19 protein-coding genes are annotated in these 17505 nt (G+C 63.2%); 7 read left to right on the top strand and 12 right to left on the bottom strand.

The window, feature by feature from the left end; translation table 11 throughout:
• The first annotated feature begins 4 nt into the window (after positions 1–4).
• The 4 genes from ABIB00_RS14490 (at position 5) to ABIB00_RS14505 (ending at position 4117) form a co-directional block, all read left to right on the top strand.
• Complete coding sequence (locus tag ABIB00_RS14490; protein ID WP_354104816.1) at positions 5–409, top strand: globin; 405 nt, start codon at positions 5–7, stop codon at positions 407–409.
• 135 nt (positions 410–544) lie between these two features.
• Positions 545–1567: a sugar ABC transporter substrate-binding protein gene (locus ABIB00_RS14495; protein ID WP_247349284.1), complete on the top strand. Its 1023-nt coding sequence runs from the start codon at positions 545–547 to the stop codon at positions 1565–1567.
• A gap of 6 nt (positions 1568–1573) precedes the next feature.
• Complete coding sequence (locus ABIB00_RS14500; protein WP_354104817.1) at positions 1574–3076, top strand: sugar ABC transporter ATP-binding protein; 1503 nt, start codon at positions 1574–1576, stop codon at positions 3074–3076.
• A 12-nt stretch (positions 3077–3088) separates the two neighbouring features.
• Positions 3089–4117 (top strand): ABC transporter permease, encoded by a 1029-nt coding sequence (locus ABIB00_RS14505; protein ID WP_354104818.1) that lies wholly within the window; start codon positions 3089–3091, stop codon positions 4115–4117.
• A gap of 322 nt (positions 4118–4439) precedes the next feature.
• Here ABIB00_RS14505 and ABIB00_RS14510 read toward each other — a convergent pair whose 3' ends face one another.
• Both ABIB00_RS14510 and ABIB00_RS14515 read right to left on the bottom strand, forming a co-directional pair.
• Entirely contained in the window at positions 4440–5144 is a 705-nt protein-coding gene (locus ABIB00_RS14510) for an L-2-amino-thiazoline-4-carboxylic acid hydrolase (RefSeq protein ID WP_354104819.1), read from the bottom strand.
• A 39-nt stretch (positions 5145–5183) separates the two neighbouring features.
• Positions 5184–5576, bottom strand: coding sequence for a RidA family protein (locus ABIB00_RS14515; protein WP_354104820.1), 393 nt, complete (start codon positions 5574–5576; stop codon positions 5184–5186).
• A 128-nt stretch (positions 5577–5704) separates the two neighbouring features.
• Here ABIB00_RS14515 and ABIB00_RS14520 point away from each other — a divergent pair, with 128 nt between their 5' ends.
• The 3 genes from ABIB00_RS14520 to ABIB00_RS14530 all read left to right on the top strand — a co-directional run bounded on the left by ABIB00_RS14520 (position 5705) and on the right by ABIB00_RS14530 (position 9022).
• Positions 5705–6328, top strand: coding sequence for a LysR family transcriptional regulator (locus ABIB00_RS14520; protein WP_354104821.1), 624 nt, complete (start codon positions 5705–5707; stop codon positions 6326–6328).
• A gap of 581 nt (positions 6329–6909) precedes the next feature.
• Positions 6910–8367: an amidase family protein gene (locus ABIB00_RS14525; RefSeq protein ID WP_354104822.1), complete on the top strand. Its 1458-nt coding sequence runs from the start codon at positions 6910–6912 to the stop codon at positions 8365–8367.
• Between the two features lie 73 nt (positions 8368–8440).
• On the top strand, positions 8441–9022 hold the full coding sequence (locus ABIB00_RS14530) for a TetR/AcrR family transcriptional regulator (RefSeq protein ID WP_247447343.1): 582 nt from the start codon (positions 8441–8443) through the stop codon (positions 9020–9022).
• 111 nt (positions 9023–9133) lie between these two features.
• Here the strand turns inward: ABIB00_RS14530 and ABIB00_RS14535 are convergent, their stop codons facing one another.
• The 10 genes from ABIB00_RS14535 to mce all read right to left on the bottom strand — a co-directional run bounded on the left by ABIB00_RS14535 (position 9134) and on the right by mce (position 17481).
• Positions 9134–9352 (bottom strand): hypothetical protein, encoded by a 219-nt coding sequence (locus tag ABIB00_RS14535; protein ID WP_247349293.1) that lies wholly within the window; start codon positions 9350–9352, stop codon positions 9134–9136.
• 205 nt (positions 9353–9557) lie between these two features.
• Positions 9558–10595: an ABC transporter ATP-binding protein gene (locus ABIB00_RS14540; protein ID WP_354049576.1), complete on the bottom strand. Its 1038-nt coding sequence runs from the start codon at positions 10593–10595 to the stop codon at positions 9558–9560.
• The gene (locus tag ABIB00_RS14545) at positions 10588–11568 is read right to left on the bottom strand and encodes an ABC transporter ATP-binding protein (RefSeq protein WP_354104823.1); all 981 of its coding nucleotides are present in this window, start codon (positions 11566–11568) and stop codon (positions 10588–10590) included. Before ABIB00_RS14545 ends, ABIB00_RS14540 begins: the two co-directional genes overlap by 8 nt.
• Positions 11565–12386: an ABC transporter permease gene (locus ABIB00_RS14550; protein WP_151649942.1), complete on the bottom strand. Its 822-nt coding sequence runs from the start codon at positions 12384–12386 to the stop codon at positions 11565–11567. Before ABIB00_RS14550 ends, ABIB00_RS14545 begins: the two co-directional genes overlap by 4 nt.
• Positions 12383–13306 carry an ABC transporter permease gene (locus tag ABIB00_RS14555; protein WP_354104972.1) on the bottom strand — a complete coding sequence of 308 codons (924 nt, stop codon included), beginning with the start codon at positions 13304–13306 and terminating at the stop codon, positions 12383–12385. Before ABIB00_RS14555 ends, ABIB00_RS14550 begins: the two co-directional genes overlap by 4 nt.
• Positions 13307–13366: 60 nt before the next feature.
• Positions 13367–14956, bottom strand: coding sequence for an ABC transporter substrate-binding protein (locus ABIB00_RS14560; RefSeq protein ID WP_354104824.1), 1590 nt, complete (start codon positions 14954–14956; stop codon positions 13367–13369).
• Positions 14957–15088: 132 nt separating this feature from the next.
• On the bottom strand, positions 15089–16375 hold the full coding sequence (mtnK, locus tag ABIB00_RS14565; RefSeq protein ID WP_354104825.1) for an S-methyl-5-thioribose kinase: 1287 nt from the start codon (positions 16373–16375) through the stop codon (positions 15089–15091).
• Positions 16376–16410: 35 nt separating this feature from the next.
• Entirely contained in the window at positions 16411–16758 is a 348-nt protein-coding gene (locus ABIB00_RS14570) for a hypothetical protein (protein WP_247349301.1), read from the bottom strand.
• A 32-nt stretch (positions 16759–16790) separates the two neighbouring features.
• Positions 16791–17066, bottom strand: coding sequence for a DUF1467 family protein (locus ABIB00_RS14575; protein ID WP_247349302.1), 276 nt, complete (start codon positions 17064–17066; stop codon positions 16791–16793).
• Between the two features lie 10 nt (positions 17067–17076).
• Positions 17077–17481: a methylmalonyl-CoA epimerase gene (mce, locus tag ABIB00_RS14580; protein ID WP_354104826.1), complete on the bottom strand. Its 405-nt coding sequence runs from the start codon at positions 17479–17481 to the stop codon at positions 17077–17079.
• Positions 17482–17505 lie beyond the last annotated feature (24 nt).

Genomic DNA, 17505 nt, shown 5'->3' on the forward strand with positions numbered 1-17505 from the left:
GGCGGTGAATAATTCTCCCAATCCGATCGAACGGGGCTTTGAACTCGCGGCCTTGCGCTGCGCGGATCTCACGCCGCTCGTCTATCAACGTCTGTTCGAAGAGCATCCCGAAACGCGGGCGATGTTCCGCACGCAAGGCAGCGAGCTCGTGATGGGATCGATGCTCGCGCTGACGATCGAGGCGATTCTCGACTTCGCCGGTGATCGTCGCGGGCATTTCCGGCTGATCGCGTGCGAGGTCGCCTCGCACGATGGCTACGGCACGCCGCGCGAGCTGTTCATCGCCTTCTTTGCCGTGATCAGGGATACGCTGCGCGGGTTGCTCGGCGATGAATGGTCGCCGGATATCGCGCAGGCCTGGGACCGACTGCTCATCGAGATCGACGCATTTGCCGCCGTTCAGGCCTGACGCTTGCGCTGCACCAACACCGGTTGCGGCGATCTCGCGTGATTGCAGATTGAGTGGCATCAACTCTTGTGAGACACTTTCCGTATCGGTCGCGCAATCAATGACGCGCCGACGATAAATATATGGGAGCGAGCGATGTCCGGGACGAAAGATTTCTCGACGACGAGGCGCGATCTTCTTCAAGCGGCGGCAACCGCCGGCGCCGGGGCCGCCATCCTCGGCGGCATGGGCATAAACCCCGCCCTTGCAGCCGAAGTCGGACGAAGCGAGAAGCCGCTGAAGGCGGCGTTCTCCAATGCGGGCCTCCAGGCGACCTGGTGCGCGCAGGGCAAGCAGGCCGCGGAGTTCTGGGGCAAGCTGTTCAATGTCGAGGTCACCTGGTTCGACGGCCAGCTCGATGCGGTGAAGCAGCGCGCGGCAATCGACAACATGGCCTCGCAGAAATGGGATTTCGTCGCCATCCAGGCTTTTGGCATCGGCACCCTCACCCAGCCCGTGCAGAAGATGATCGACGCCGGCACGCCCGTGATCGACATGGACACGCTGATTGCCCCTCTCGACCAGATCAACGTCCACTCTTTCCTCGCCCCCGACAACGAGTTCATGGGCGCGTCCGTGACGCAGGCGCTGTGCAACGCCATGGGCGGCAAGGGCAAGATCATCATGACCCAGGGCGCGCTCGGCCATACCGGCGCGCAGGGCCGTGCCAAAGGCTTCAACAATGTCGTGAAGCAATTCCCTGGCATCGAGGTGCTCGACACCCAGCCGGCCGACTGGGATGTGTCGAAGACCGCACGTCTCTGGGAAACCTATTTGACCAAGTACCCGCAGATCGACGCAGCGTTCTTCCACAATGACGACATGGCGCTCGCCGCCGCCAACATCATGAAAGCGCGGGGCCGCACCAACATCCTGATCGGCGGCGTGGATGCGATGCCGCCGGCGATCCAGGCGGTCAGCGAAGGCCGCATGTTCGCCACCGTGCGCAATCCGTCCTGCCGCATCCATGGCGGCGCGATCGTCGCGGGCGTCTCCGCCGTGGTCGGCGGGGAGAAGAGCGGACAGGGCATTCCCAAGAACGTCGTCACCGACGGTCCGGTCGTGACCAAGGCCAACGCACCCGGTATGCAGTGGATGGAGGATCACTTCCTGATCTGACCCTCCATGCCTGAGGGACGTCAGCCCATCCTGGAATTGCAGGGCATCACGAAGAGCTTCGGCGGCGTCGAAGCGCTTCGTGGTGTCGATTTTGCGCTCTCACCCGGCGAGATCCACGGTCTCGTCGGCGAGAACGGCGCGGGAAAAAGCACGCTGATGAAGATCATCGCCGGCGTGCACACTGAATTCTCCGGCCGCTTCCTGATCGACGGACGGGAGACGCATTTCCGCTCGGCCCGCGATGCGCACTCCGCCGGCATCGCCATGGTGCACCAGGAGCTATCTGTCGCCCCCGACCTCACGGTCGCCGAGAACGTGTTTTTGGGCAACCAGCCGACCAACCGGCTCGGCCTCGTACAATGGCGGCGCATGGCGCGCGAGGCCGGCGAGCAGCTCGCCCGCTTCGGCATCGACGTCGATCCGATGAGCAGGCTCGGCGACCTCCCGATCGGGCTTCAGCAATTGATCGAGATCGCGCGCGTGCTGTTTTCCGGCGCGCGCATCGTCATCCTGGACGAGCCGACCTCCGCTCTTTCCCCGCCCGAGGTCGAACGGCTGTTCGCAACGCTGCGGCGCCTGCGCGCGGAAGGCACGGCAATCGTCTTCATCTCGCATTTCATCGAGGACATCTTGCGCGTGTCAGACACGGTGACCGTGTTCCGCAACGGGCGAAAGGTCGCGGAGACGGCAAGCGCTGTGACCAGCAAGGGCGCGCTGATCGAGGCCATGATCGGCCGCGGCGGCGAAGCACTCGAGCACAGCTATAGCGACGATCTGATGCTGCCGCGGCCGAGCGACAGCTCGGTGGTCCTGAAGGTCGATCAGCTGTCGCTGGCCCGCAGCTTGAAGGACATCTCCTTCGAGGCGCGTGCCGGCGAAGTGCTCGGCATCTACGGCTTCATGGGCTGCGGCCAGCAGGAGCTGTCGCGCATATTGTTCGGCAAGCTGAAGCCGGATGCCGGCACGCTCGCCGTCGAGGGCAAGCCAAAAACCTTCGCCAGCACGGCAGCGGCGCGGCGCGCGGGCGTGGCGCTGGTGCCGGAGAGCCGGCGCGCGATGCTGTTCCATCAGGAGCCGGTCTACAAGAACATCTCGATCAGCATTCTCGATCGCATCTCGGCGCTGCTGCTCAAGCCGGCGCAGGAGCGCGATATCGCCCAGCGTCAGGTCGAGCAACTGCAGATCAGGCCGCCGGTGGTCGGCCTCGATCTCGGCATGCTCTCCGGCGGCAACCAGCAGAAGGTCGCGCTGGCGAAATGGCTGACCTATCCGCCAAAACTGCTGGTGCTGTGCGAGCCGACCCGCGGCATGGATGTCGGCGCCAAGAACGACGTCATCAACATCGTCCGCGACCTCCGCGCCAAAGGGCTCGCGATCATCGTGCTGTCGACCGAGCCGGAAACGGTGCTGTCGCTGGCCGACCGCATCCTCGTGCTCAAGCGCGGCGCACTGGTGCGGGAATTCAGGAACGAGCCGGTCAGCAAGGACCGCCTGCTGGAAGCGGCGTGACGGAGAAACACCATGGCGAGCAGTGAGACGGCACCGGCGGCGGGGCGAAGAACGCGCGGGTTAGCGCCCTTCCTGCGCTCGCAGATGCGCAACATCGCACCGTTCCTGACGCTGATTTTCCTGTCCGGGTTCTTCGCCCTCGCCAGCCCCTCCTTCGCGACGCTGGACAATCTCGGCAACATCCTGACGCAGGTGTCGGTCACGGGCGTCATCGCCGTCGGCCTCACCTTCGTGATCCTCTGCGCGGAGATCGACCTCTCGATCGCCAGCATCGCCAACGTCACTGGCATCGCGGTCGCCTACTTCACGCTCCAGGAATCCTACGTCAACATTCCCAACATTCCCCTCCCCGGCATCGCGGCGATCCTGCTGGCGATTCTGCTCTGCGCGGCTCTCGGCCTCGTCAATGCGCTGGGCCTGACCGTGATCGGCATCCCCTCCTTCATCATGACTTTGGCGATGATGCAGATCGCGGCCGGCATCTCCGCGCTGCTGGTGCGCGGCCAGATCGCCTACAAGGTGCCTGACGTGATCACCACGCTCGGCTCCGGATCGATCGGCGGCATTCCCTGGATCGTCATCGTCGCCGCGATCATGCTGCTCGGCGGCCATCTGGTGCTGACCTACACGCGCTTCGGCCGCTACGTCTACATGGTCGGCGGCAACCGCGAGGCGGCCGAATATTCCGGCCTCAACGTCAAGCTCATCCTCGGCGCCGTCATGGTGATCTCGGCGGTCTGCTCCGGCATCGGCGGCATGCTCGGTGTCGCCCATTTCGGCAGCGCGCAGCAGAACGAGTTCGACACTTACCTGCTCGACTCGATCGCCGCCGTCGTCGTCGGCGGCACGAGCCTGTTCGGCGGCCGCGGCGGCATCGGCAACACCATCGTCGGGCTGTTCGTGCTTGGCGTGCTCAACAACGGCCTCGACCACGTCAACATCGACAGCTTTTTGAAGATCCTGATCCGCGGCCTGATCCTGCTCTTGGCCCTGATCATCAACGTCTACGCGCAGCGGCTGAGGGAAAAGGTGGCGGAGTAGAAGCGCCCAAAACAAAAAACCGCGAAAACAACCCCATGCACAGTAGAAACTGTGAGGAAGTTCAGCCGCTTACAAAATTCGCAATTGCGTGATTGCGACCGCGCCGACGTTCGACTCGTCGGGCAAAACAGCCGCACGATGTCATTGTGGCGCTTGGCTTCGGTGGGCTCAGAGTCACGCCCAAGTTCCGTCATTGCGAGCGCAGCGAAGCAATCCAGACTGCCGCCACGGAAAGATTCTGGATTGCTTCGCTACGCTCGCAATGACGATGTGACAGCAGGGCAATCCAGCCTCCCCTCGATCGCAGAGCATGAGAGGCGGCTTAACTGTCCGACTTCTCTTCCAACGCGAGCCGCGAGAATCGGAAATTGCAGTGGCTCGCACCGCCCGCTAACGTCTGTGTCCTTTCCAGCCGGATGCCTCGCGCTGCGTAGGCGACGAAATCGAGGCCGCAGATGTTCGGCAGAATGTCCTTGTCGCCATGGCGCGCCGCGAATTTGCAGAAGCCGCAGGTCTTGTAGTTGATCCCGAACTCGAAATTGTCTTCCGGACCCGGCTCGACGAAATCGTAGGCGAAATCTTCCGGAAACTCGTTCTGATGGCTGTCAATCATGCTTGTGGCCGCCTGCTCGCGCAGCAAAGCCTGGTGCTCCGGCGACATGAATTGACGTCCCGAGGCGAGACGCTCCGCTTCAGGCGCGGTCAGCAATTGCGCCTGGTAGGTTTCCCGCTCGATCTCGCCGATCACAGGCAGCGGCACGCCGTGCCGCCGCAGTACCCGACTGATGGCCATGAAGCCCATAAGGCGCATGAAGAAATCGCTCATGCGACTGGCCGCGCCGCCGACATAGGGCATCTGTGTGAGCACGATCTCGAATTCGTCCATCACCTCCTGCCTGATCCCGTCGATCTCGGTGAGATGCGCGCGCTCGCGCAACATCGCATCGGCAAGGTCGAGCCGCTGGCGCATGGCCGCTTCCATAGCGCTCCGATACGCCTCGTAGTAGGGATGCATGTTTTCAGCCATTGGACACCCGACATGATTGGCTCGTTCGCGAAGTCGGTTTCATTCCGCGGCGATCGCCTCGATCTCCAGCAGCCATTTGCTGTCGACGGTATCGACGATCACGACCGTCAACGCGGGCTGGTGTTCCCCGAGCATCGCGCAACGAATGGTGCGGTTGGTCACGAGATGATTGCGGTCAGTCAGGAACGTGGTCACCTTCACCAGATGCTCAACGCCAAGGCCTGCGGCGGCGAGCACCTCCATCACGTTGCGCCAGGCCTGCTCGCATTGCGCCTCGAAACCATCGGGCACGGTGCCGTCGGTTCTCTCGGGCACCTGGCCGCTGACGAACAACAGGCGGCGATGCTGCGTCAATTCAAGTCCCAAGCTGTAACCACCGGCGGGAGCATGGACCGTTGCGGGATTGTGGCTGACGACGTGAATTGGCGGCATAGAGTTTCTCCGGATTGCGGGCCGACCCTATGCGGCGACATCGCCGCCGCGCAAAGCATTGTTGCTGCGGTTCAACGCAAGAAAATCTATTGCAAAGCCGCGGCCCATCAGTGTCAAAGTGGAGCACGATGACCTACATCCTACCACCCCTCAACGCGCTCCGCGCCTTCGAAGCCGCTGCCCGCCATCTCAGCTTCAAGCTGGCCGCGCACGAGCTGCACGTGACGCCCGCCGCCGTGGGGCAGCAGGTGAAAGCCCTGGAGGCGCGCCTCGGCGTGCAGCTATTCGAGCGGCTGCATAAGCAGCTCATCCTCACCGCGGCCGGTCAGGCCTATCTGCCCGGGGTCTCTGAAGGCTTTCGCCACATCGCGGAGGCGACCTCGCAATTGAAACCGGCGGGTGCGGTACTGCTGCAGTTGGGCGTTCATGGCAGCTTCGACCTGCGCCGCCTCGAATTGGCGGAGTTTCGCGGCGCGCATGCGGAGATCGGTTTGCGGGTGCTCCAGCCCGCCGGCCTGCACGAATTGGTCGAGGGCAAGGTCGACCTGCTGATCGCCCGGGGTCTCAGCCGCCATCCGGGCTATCGCTGCGACCGGGTCGATGCGGGATCCGGCTTGGGCGATTGGCTGATTGCGCCTGAAGGCACTGCGGATTGCCCCGAGATCGTCAGTTTTCGCGCGTGGCTGCGCGGCCTGCCGGCCGAGAATCCGCTCGCAAACCGCCGCCCTCGTCTGGTCGGCATCAGACGATAGGCTCGACTGGCAATCCATAGTCTCGCCGCGACGACGTTGGACAGGTCGGGCAAAACAGGATCAGAACATCATCACGCGGCGATCGCATGTCTGGCGAGCGCTAAGCTCAAGCCCAGCTCGGTCGTTCGAGCCGCACTCGCCTCCTCATCGGGAGCTTGAATGACGGCTCGGCGGTCAGGATCAACCCAGCCTGCTACCGAGCGGATTGGTGGCAATTTGCCCGAAAGCAGACCTATGGTGCTCAGTTCGAGCTTTGTCGTTCATGACCCAAAGCAGAAGTCATGTGCTTGACTAGACGCCGCCGATTGCGGCGGCACTAGGCGGGCAGTCGCGCGCGCCGGATTGCTCGAGATAGCGTGTCGGAGCCCTGCGCTCGCTAACGGTCCCTCGTCGAAACGGTGTTTGCTGGCTTCATCGGTCGCGCATTAACGCCTCACGCTTATGTGTTCGGTGACGCGGCATTGCCGCGAGAATGGCCATTGAAGTACGATCGTAATGTTATATTATGATCGTAATGGCATCCATCTGCGCCTCCCTCGGCGGGAGTGAGATGCTGCTTCTCAGCTCCTCGCGAGGATTTCATGGACGACACCGTTGCCACTTCACGCCACATCGCATCGCAAGCAACCCCAGATCTCACCTTTCTTGGGCTCGCAGCCGCCGCAGCAGCGGTTCGTAACGGCGAGATCACGTCGGAGGCCTATACCGCGGCGCTTCTGCAGCGCGCCCAGTTGCTTGCCGATCTCAACGCCTTCATCACCATCGACCAGGCCGCCGTGCTGGCGGCCGCGAGGGATGCGGACAAAGCGCGTGCGGCCGGATCGGCGGCCTCGCTGCTTGGCGTGCCGCTCGGGGTGAAGGATAGCTATTTGACGAAAGGGCTGCCTACTAGCCTAGGTCTCGATAGCCTCGCTCACTTCGTACCGCGCGAAGATGCGGACGCTGTACGAGCCATTAAGGGTGCGGGCGCCTTGATCTTCGGCAAGAATAACCTCGTCGAAATGTCTTACGGTTTGACCGGTCACAACGCACGTTACGGCCAGGTGAATAATCCGCACGCACGAGATCGCGTGTCCGGCGGCTCCTCGAGCGGCTCTGCCGCATCGGTGGCCGCCGGCCTCGTTCCCGCGTCCTTGGGCGGTGACACCGTTGGGTCAATTCGGGTGCCCGCATCGTTCTGTGGCGTCGTGGGATTCAAGCCAACCACCGGGCGTTGGCCGCGCTACGGCGTTGCGCCGATCTCCCATACGCTCGACACGACGGGGGTATTCACCCGAAGCGTTGAGGACTGCATTCTGGTGGATCAGGTCGTGACTGGTGACGAGTCCTCCGACGGCGGCTATGGCCTGAAGGGAGTCCGGCTGGCCTTCGCGCCGCGACAGTTCCTGGATCTGGTGGATTCGGAAGTCGAGACCCGCTTCCGCGAGGTGGTTCGGCAACTGCAGGACGCCGGCGCCGAGGTCATTGAAGTAGACCTTGGCGACGATTTCAACTCCCTCGTCCAAACCACGACATGGGGCATCTTCGCTCATGAGACGATGGGCGCAATTTCGCAGTTTCTTCGCCGCCATGACATTCCGACCACGTTCGAGGCCATTTACGACGGCCTTAAGCCCCAACTTCGGCAGGCGTGGGGGCACATCGTACTGCCGGGTGGTGCAGGTTCTACCTCGGCAGAGGCCTATCGGACGGCGCTCGACGTGAGCCGGCCGGAAATCCAGCGCCGCCTCAACACGGCGTTCGTCTCTCACGGGGCGCTGGTCATTTTGCAACCGACCACGCCCTGCACGGCGCCTTTGATCGAGGAGCAGTCGACCGTCCATATCGCGGGGCAGGAAGTCAGCTACCTCGCTTTGGCGAACCACACCGTGTCGGCGAGCAGCGTGGGGCTACCGGGTATCAGCCTTCCCGTCGGCTTGTCTCGCGCTGGGCTACCGATTGGTCTTGAACTGGACGCTCCCTTGGGGAGCGACCGGGCGCTTCTGAACCTTGCCCGCGGCATCGAAGGCGTCTTGGGCGCCAAGTCGACTGCGATCTGACGCCGTGGCCTTGGCCCCTCGCTTGGCGAAGCTGCTGCCTAACGGTTGCGGGATATAGTGGAGTGGAGAGAAGATGCGTTTCGAGAAAGGTCATAAGGCAGCGACGCGACGGCACATCGTCGATGTGGCGTCGAAGTGTGTGCGCCGAGACGGCATCTCCGCCGCCGGGATCGCCGGGATCATGGGCGAAGCCGCCCTGACCAAAGGGGCATTCTCTCCTCACTTCGAATCCAAAGACGCGCTCGTTCGCGAGGCGCTGGGGAGCGCGCTCGCCGACCAGCAACATCGCCTCGATGAGGATCAGCGGAATGGCCTGGACCTTGAGGGCGCGATCCGGAGGTACCTGAACCGCGCTCACCTCGATGACCCGGCGGGTGGGTGCCCCTCAGCGGCGTTGCTCCCCGAAATCTCCCGCCAGCCCCTGTCCACGCGGCGAGACTACGAGAAAGGACTGCGAAGCTACGTTTCGACTCTCGCGGCACTGCTTCCTGACGCCGGTTCTGCAGCGAGTGGCCGCCGCGCGACGGCCATCTTCGGCCTCATGGTCGGCACCCTCCAGTTCGCGCGGGCCGTGCCCGATGGTGCCCGGGCGGAGCAGATCCTGGAAGGCGGCGTTGAGGCCGCGTTGCACTTGGCACGAACTCCGTCTTCATAAATTAGAAGGCCGGAACGGCTTAGCTTTTCCATTGTTATCCCTCAAATCCCCGAGGTCCGCTCCTGACCCAACTGAGACATTGGCGCGAGGCTTCTGTCCCGCGTTTTGTGTTTAGGACCATGGCGGCTCTTCGCTCTTCCCGACCGCCTCGTGGTGGGTCGTGACACCCGCCGAGCGCAAGCCGGTCAGCAATACGGTTCTCACAGAGGCCGGATCGAATCCAATATCCTTGGCGTTTGGTGGATGTGCTTCGCTGCCCTTCAATCGGAACGCCAAGTGCAATTGCTCGCAAAGGTGCTGAACGACGAGATTGACCTGATCATCAGTCATGATCTGCCTTTCCTGCTACATTTTGCTATCCAATCTGGTAGCACACATGAAAATAGGGCGATATGCGATTGGACCGCCCCAAGAATCAACCCCACGCGATTGCCCATGGGCGGGCCCCAAATCGTCAGGCTGTCAGGACAGACCGGAAGTAACTAGCGGGCCACTAGAGCGACGCTTTTGAGCACGACGGACGCGCCTTTCATCCTTAGGGATGCCCGCCCTCGGTCGAAGCCAATTGCGTCTGACCAACAATCTCGTCAGCACGCCAGCACCGGACCTCATGCCCGTCGGCTCGCGTTTCCAGCACCGGACCGGGCTCGCTCCGACATACGTCCTCGGCGTAGCGACAACGCGGACTAAACGCGCATCCGTTCGGCGGATTGAGGGGATTGGGAAGGTCGCCGCCTGTCGTCGCGAGCGGTGCATGGTGCAGGGGATCGGGGATGGCGGCGATCAGGGCTTGCGTATAGGGGTGCGCGGGCCGTTCGAAGATTTCGCGCCAGTCGCCGTTCTCGACGATGCGGCCGAGATACATCACGGCGACCCTGTCGCTCATGTGTTCGACCACGCCGAGGTCGTGGCTGATCATGATGAACGACAAGCCGAGCGTTTCCTTCAGTTCCAGCAGCAGATTGATGATCTGCGCACGGATCGAGACATCCAGCGCCGACACGGGCTCGTCGCAGATGACGATTTTGGGATTGAGGATCAGGGCGCGCGCGATGCCGATGCGCTGGCGCTGGCCGCCGGAGAATTCATGCGGGTAGCGGTCGGCCTGTTCGGGCCGCAGGCCCACATGCCGCAGCATGATCGCAACGCGGTCCCCGATCTCGCTTGCGGCGGTCACGCCATGCACGCGCAGGGGATCTTCCAGCGTGCGACGAACGGTCTGGCGTGGATTGAGCGAGGCGTAGGGGTCCTGAAACACCATTTGCACGATGCGGGCCAGCGCCTTTCGATCGCCGGATGGCCGGCCCGTCACGATCTGCCCGTCCACCACGATGCGGCCGCGCGTCGGGGTCTGGAGACCAAGGATCGACAATGCGACCGTCGACTTGCCGGAGCCGGACTCGCCGACGAGGCCGAGGCATTCGCCCCGCTTCAGCCTGAGATCGACACCGTCGACGGCGCGGAGCAGCCGACGGCCGCGCCCCAGCAGGCCGCCTCCGAGCGGAAAATGGACCGCAAGATCCTCGACGCTGAGAATGACATCGTCGTCTGGCCTTCCCTGCGGCTCATGCATGGTGATGACACCTGACCAGACCGCCGGCCTCCAGCAAATCCGTTCCCGGCACGGTGGTCCGGCAAATATCGGTCGCATGCGCGCAGCGCGGATTGAACCGGCAGCCATCCGGGAAATTCGTGATGGCCGGCACGACGCCCGCGATCTCCTTCAGCCTGGTGCGGCCAAGCGCGGCGCGGCTGCCGAGCCGCGGCAGCGAGGCCACCAGGCCTCGCGTATAGGGATGCGAGGGCGCCCGGAAGATATCGGCCGAGCCGCGCTCCTCGACGATGCGGCCGGCATACATTACGGCCACGCGGCGACAGACATTGGCGACCAGGCCGAGATCGTGGCTGATCATCAGGATTGCCGTTCCTCTCTCGGCGCATAAATTCCGCATCAGCTCGATGATCTCGGCTTGCACGGTCACGTCGAGTGCCGTTGTCGGCTCGTCGGCGATCAGGAGATCCGGACCGCATGCGAGCGCAATGGCGATCATCACGCGCTGACGCATGCCGCCTGACAGCTGGTGCGGGTAATCCTTCACGCGTCGCTCCGGCGCGGGGACGCGGACGCTCGCCAGCGCCTCGACTGCCAGCTGGTTGGCTTCCCGCCAGCTCTTGCCCTTGTGCAGCACGAACATCTCGGCGATCTGCCGGCCCACGGGCGACACCGGGTTCAACGCCGTCATCGGCTCCTGGAAGATCATGGCGATGCGATTGCCGCGCAGCTCCCGTTGCCTGCCGGCTGAAAGTTGCTGGATCTCCCTGCCCTCGAACCGGATGGCGCCGCCGCCGATCGACAACGGCTGCCGCAACAGGCCGATCAAAGCGAGCGCCGTGATGCTCTTGCCGCAGCCGGATTCGCCGACAAGGCCGAATGTCTCGCCGCGATCGATGCGGAATGAAATGCCCTCGGCCGCCGCAACGCGCCTCGATCCATCGTTGAGATCGATACGCAAATCCTCGACCTCGATCAGCGGCGGCCCGGTCATGTGCGCCGGCTCCGCGATTGTGGATCGAGAATGTCGCGCAGGCCGTCGCCGAGCAGGTTGAGGCCGAGCACCGTCAGGAAGATGGCAAGACCGGGAAAGACCGAGAGCCACGGCGCCGTCGTGATCTGATCGCGGGCATCCGACAACATGCTGCCCCAGCTCGGAAACGGCGGGCGCACGCCGAGGCCGAGGAACGACAATGCGGCTTCGGACAGCACCGCGCTACCCATGCCGAGTGTGCCGATGACGACGATCGGCCCTAACATGTTCGGCAGCAGCTGCGTGATCATGATGCGCAGATCGCCGTAGCCGAGCACGGTCGCGGCCTGCACATAGCCCTGGCTCCTGAGCGACAGCGCCGAGGCCCGTGCGATCCGGCACGTGAAAGACCAGTTGGTCAAGCCGAGTGCGATCAGCAGGCTGGTCAGGCCGGGACCAAGCACCGCCATGATGGCCAGCGCGAAGATCAGCGATGGGATCGCGAGCATGACGTTGGTCAGGCCGTTGACGACATCGTCCCACCAGCCGCCCCAATAGCCGGCGCTCAGGCCCAGCGCGACGCCGATGACGCTGTTGATGAGCTGCGAGACGATGCCGACCGTCAGCGAGACGCGCGCGCCGTAGACGACGCGGGAATAAATGTCGCGGCCCTGGTCGTCGGTGCCGAACCACCAGGTCCAGCTCGGGGGCTCTTCCGCATTCAACAAATTGGCGTCCATGACGGGATCGGTATGGGCCAGCCAGGGCGCGAGCAGGCCGACCAGGATGGCGAGCGCGAACAGCGCGCCGCCGATGATGAGATTGGCGCGCAGCTTCATGCGTATCTGATCCTGGGATCGATCACGCCGTAGAGCAGGTCGATCAGCAGATTGATCGCGAGAAAGGCCAGCACCACCACGAGAATGGATCCTTGGACGGCCGGAATGTCGCGCTGCAGGACACTGTCGACCAGCAGGGAGCCGATGCCGGGCCAGGAGTACAATTTCTCGACGACCACCGCCTGCCCCATCAACGCGCCGAACTGCAGGCCGACGGTGGTGAGAATGATGACAAGCGCATTGCGCATCACGTGCCACTTCACGACCCGTGTCTCGCTCATGCCCTTCGAGCGCGCAGTGCGCACGAAATCTGCGGTCATGATCTCGAGGACCGCAGCGCGTGTCGTCCGTGCGAACAGCGCCATCGGCGAGACGCCGAGCGTCACGGCCGGAAGGATCAGATATTTCAGTCCGCCATCACCATAGCCGAAACTCGGCAGCCAGCCGAGCTTCAACGCAAAGAAGTACATCAGCACCAGTCCAAGCCAGAATTTGGCGATCGAAAGGCCCGAGACCGCCACGACCATTGCGAGCGTGTCGACGATGCCGCCAGGCTTCAGCGCTGCGACGAAGCCCAGCGGCACGCCGATCACGACGGCAAGTGCCATGGCGGCGAAGATGAGTTGCAGCGTCGGCCACATCCGTTTGGCGATCATGGTCGTGACAGGTTCGCGGGTCCGGAACGATGTTCCGAAATCACCTGTTACGAGCTTGGCGATGTAGGCGCCGAACCGCACATAGACGGGATCGTCGAGGCCGAGCTGCTTCTTCATGCGCAGCTCGACCTGCGGATCGCTGTCGTCGCTCATGGACGAGACGATGCTGCCGGGAACGACGCTGAACAGCACGAAGACCAGCAGCACGACGGCGAGCACGGTCGGAATGGTTTGCAGGAGACGACGGAACAGGAAGGGGAGCATCGGCACTTTTCCTCTCTCCCTCCATCGTTCGTTGCGATGGAGGGAGCCCGAGAGCGCGTGTCACTTCGCGGGCGAGGCCTCGTCGACCCAGAGGTCTTCGACGTTCTGATGGGTCAACTCCGTCGCGTTCAGCTGAATGCCCTTGAGCCACGGCTGCACCGCCATGACCGCCTTGTTGTAGTTGAAGAACCAGACCGGCGCCTCTTCGTAGAGCAGGGCGTTGGCCTTTTGCAGCAGCTGGGCGCGCTTGGCGGGATCGTCGGCCTGTCCGGCCTCATCGACCATCTTGTCGAAGTCGGCATTTTTGAAGTTCATGTAGTTGCAGGCTGGTTGCGGCGTCGCCGAGTGGAAGCATTTGAGGGCGGCCTGCGGATCCGGGCCGCTCGCCTGGGAATAGATGAAGGCCTGGTAATCGCCGCTGCGAACCACCTCCGCCAGTACCGCGGTCTCGACCTGCTTGACTTTCACCTTGATGCCGACCTTGTCCAGCATCGGGATGACGGCCGAGACGATCGGCAGACCCCAGCTTTCATTCTGGCTGGTGGTCCATTCGAATTCGAAGCCCGAGGGATAGCCGGCGTCAGCGAGCAGCTGCTTGGCCTTGGCGGGATCGAAGGCGTAGGGCTTCATGGCCTTGTCGTAGGCGGGCGAGGTCAGCGGCAGCCAGCTGGTGGCGCGATAGGCCTTGCCCTTGACCAGCTTGTTGATGATCAGGTCGGTGTCGATCGCATAGTTGATCGCCTGCCGGACCCGCTTGTCGGCGAACGGCTTGAACGCGGGGTTCATCCCCATGTAGCGGGTGAAGACCTCGGCGACCTCGACGACGGTGCCCTTGAGGTCGGCGTCGTTCTGATAGGCGACATATTGCGTCGGTCCCAGCACCGAGGTGTCGATCTCCTTGTTGCGGAAGGCGACATCGCGTGCCGCGGCCTCGCCCATGACAGACACGATGATCTTGTCAGCGTAAGGCTTGCCGGGCTTGTAGAAGCGGTCCCACCGCTCCAGAACGATGCGCGATCCCGGCACGTGCTCGACGAATTTGAAGGGCCCAAGACCGATCGGCTTCTGGAGAAAGCTCTCCTTGGCGGCTTCGTCGGCGGGATAGATCGAAGTTATTGCGTTCCAGAAGTAGAAGCCTGGATCGACTTTCTCGGTCAGCTTCATCTCAAGTGTGAAGTCGTCGATTTTCTTCAGGCCGGAGATCTCCTTGGCCTGGCCCTTCTCGACCGCGGCCGCGCCCTCGATCACGCGGACATAGCGCGCGCCGGGATAGGCCTTGGTGCCGTCCATGATGCGGTTGTAGGTCCAGATGATGTCGTCGGCCGTCATCTTGCGGCCATTGTGGAAATAGGCCTCGTCGCGCAGCTTGAAGGTGTGAACGAGACCTCCGCCCGAGACGACGTCCTCCTTGGCAAGCTCCAGAACCGGCTTGCCTTCCGTGGAATTCCAGATGTAGAGCGACCGATGCAGAGCCTTGGCGTAGATTTCGTCCTGGGCGCGCTGCGTCGTATGAATGTCCAGGCTTGTGAAGCTCGAACCATAAGGCGCGGTCATGCGGATGGTTCCGCCCTTGCGCGGAGTCTGGGCCTCCGCCGAGGCGACGAGCGCCAGTCCAAAACCAGCGACGATTGCCACTATCCTGAAGATCATGTGTCCCCCAACAACGCAGGCGTGCTCCGGTTCGAGAGTTGACCATCCGCGGCACGTCGAGCGCAAGCGCCTTGAAGGGGTTGACGTATGCGAGCGTAGCGCTCGGGCCCCGCCGATTTGTGAGTACGGGCCCTAGCCAGTCGCGAGCTCCGGCTGCCAGTCGCGCAATTTTCGCGCTGCAGCAGTGACGTCCGCAATGGTCGGAAATGCCCCCGCCTCCAGCATCATCGTCCTTGCCAGCCTCACGGCGCGTGCTTCGCTGATCGCGCGCCGGCGCGGATCCTCGATCAGCTCGAAATCGATATTGTGGGCGAGACCGAAGATGCGGCGGATGGTTTTTGCCGCGGCGAAGCCGACCGTGTCGGCGAACAGCCGCTGCATGTAGGCCTGCCGCTCGGCCTCAAGCCGCGCGGCGCCCTTCTCTCCTGCGAAGAGCGAGGCCGGGTAGGCATCTCCAGCCGCGCCAGCGCGCCAGAGGTCGAGGAATTTGCGGGCGAACTCGTTCCAGACCTCCTCGACGGTCTCGAGCACCCAGCCTTCAAAGGCGCGGCGGTCCCCCGGCGAGCGCTCGTGGCCTGATGACGCGAAATAGGCCATCAGCAGGTTTGCCAGCACAGCGCCGACATCAAACCCGATCGGACCATAGAACGCGAACTCGGGATCGATCACCCGCGTTTGGCCCTCCGTCACCATGACCGAGCCGGTGTGAAGGTCCCCATGGATCAGCGCCTCGGGGCTCGCCATGAATTTCAGCTTCAGCCGGGAGATCGCGACATGCAATTCCAAATCTGCACGCAGGCTCGCGGCTAGTGTGTTGAGGTAGGGCACGGTCCAGTGGTTCTGTACGGCCACGCGGTACGGGTCGGTGAAGATCAAATCCTCGGTGATCTTGCACAGCGCATGGTTGCCGGCGAAGTCCGCGATGGCCTCCTTTTTGTCGGCCGCCGACAGCGCGAGGTCGGAGGTGAAGAACAAGGTCCGGGCCATGAAGGTGGTGATGTCATTGGCGAAGCCCGGATATTGCGTTCCCGCGACCATCCCCTTGCGCATGATGATGTGGGGCTCGAGCAGCTCCATTACCGTCAGCGCCAGCGCCTCGTCGTGATGCAGCAATGCCGGCACGAGGCCGGGCGCGAGTTGGGCCTGCCGGGACAGAGCGAGATATTCGTAGTGGGCCCGGGACAGCGGCAGCGGCCAGCTCTCGCCGACGAGGCGGACATAGGGCAGCGCCTGCTTCACGGCGACACCGCTGCGGCCGCCCTTCACGATGAAGACGAGATTGAGGTTGCCGTCGCCGACTTCGGTGATCGACCAGGAGGCAGCCTCGCCGCCGAGAAGCGCCTTGAGGTCCGGAACGCCTGCGAGATAATCCCGCAAGTCAGCCTCATGCAGAATCCGGTACCCCTCCGCCTGCGCCATGACGATCCCATCCCATGCTTGTCATGGCCGGATCGCTACTCCCGCTCCAGGAAGCTTGAGCCGATCTCGGCCTTTCTTTTGACCGGATCGTAATCGCAATAGACGTTGTCCGCCACCAGCGTGTAGCTGGCGCTGACATTGTATTTGTCGAGCTTGACCGAGTTCAGGCCGATGACCGAGGTGCTCTTGCCCCCGTTCCATTTGAACGGCGTCGAGCTCTTTGCCTGCTCGCAGGCCATCACCGCGTCGTTGAAGACGTAGCCCTCGACAAACGCCTTCAGGGTGCGCACCTGCGCGGCCATCTTCCACTCGAAATAGCCGATCGCACCGAGACCGGCGACGATCAGCACCAACAGCGCGATGACGATTCTCTGAAAAATCATTCGTCCCCCCAAACCCACGCAACCGGAAAATTCTAAAACGGCATTCCCATCAATTTCGACAGACGTTCGATCGAGAGATACCCGGCGTGATAGGCCGCTATGCCGATCCCGTAGATGATGGCCGAGATGATCGTGGTCCAGATCAGCTTGCGCCGCATGCCGGTCAGGATCGGTGCGCCGGGATCGGTGCCTGGCGTGCCCACGCCGTCCTCGTGCTGGCTGCGTACGCCGAACGGCAGCGTCAGAAACAGTGCAATCCACCAGATGACGAAGTAGATCGCGAGCGCGGTTGAGAGCTGGATCGCCATGGCTTCGGCCTTACGCCTGCTCGATTTCGACCAGCGCGCCGGAAAAATCCTTCGGATGCAGGAACAGCACCGGCTTGCCGTGGGCGCCGATCTTCGGCACGCCGTCGCCAAGCACGCGTGCGCCCTCTTTCACCAGCGTGTCGCGCGAGGTGATGATGTCCACCACCTCGTAGCAGACATGGTGGATGCCGCCGTCGGCGTTGCGGTCCAGGAATTTTGCGATCGGCGAGGCCTCGCCGAGCGGCTCGATGAACTCGATCTTGGTGTTGGGCAGGGTCGCGAACACGGTGGTGACGCCATGCTCGGGCAGCGCGACGGCCTCCGAGATCTGGGCCCCGAATGCGGCGCCATAGATTTTGGCGGCCTTGACGGCGTCCTTGGTCGCGATCGCGACATGGTTGAGCCGGCCCAGCATGTTTCTTCTCCCTCAGAGCATGAT

It is taken from the genome of Bradyrhizobium sp. LB14.3 (assembly GCF_040547985.1).
Classification (GTDB): domain Bacteria; phylum Pseudomonadota; class Alphaproteobacteria; order Rhizobiales; family Xanthobacteraceae; genus Bradyrhizobium.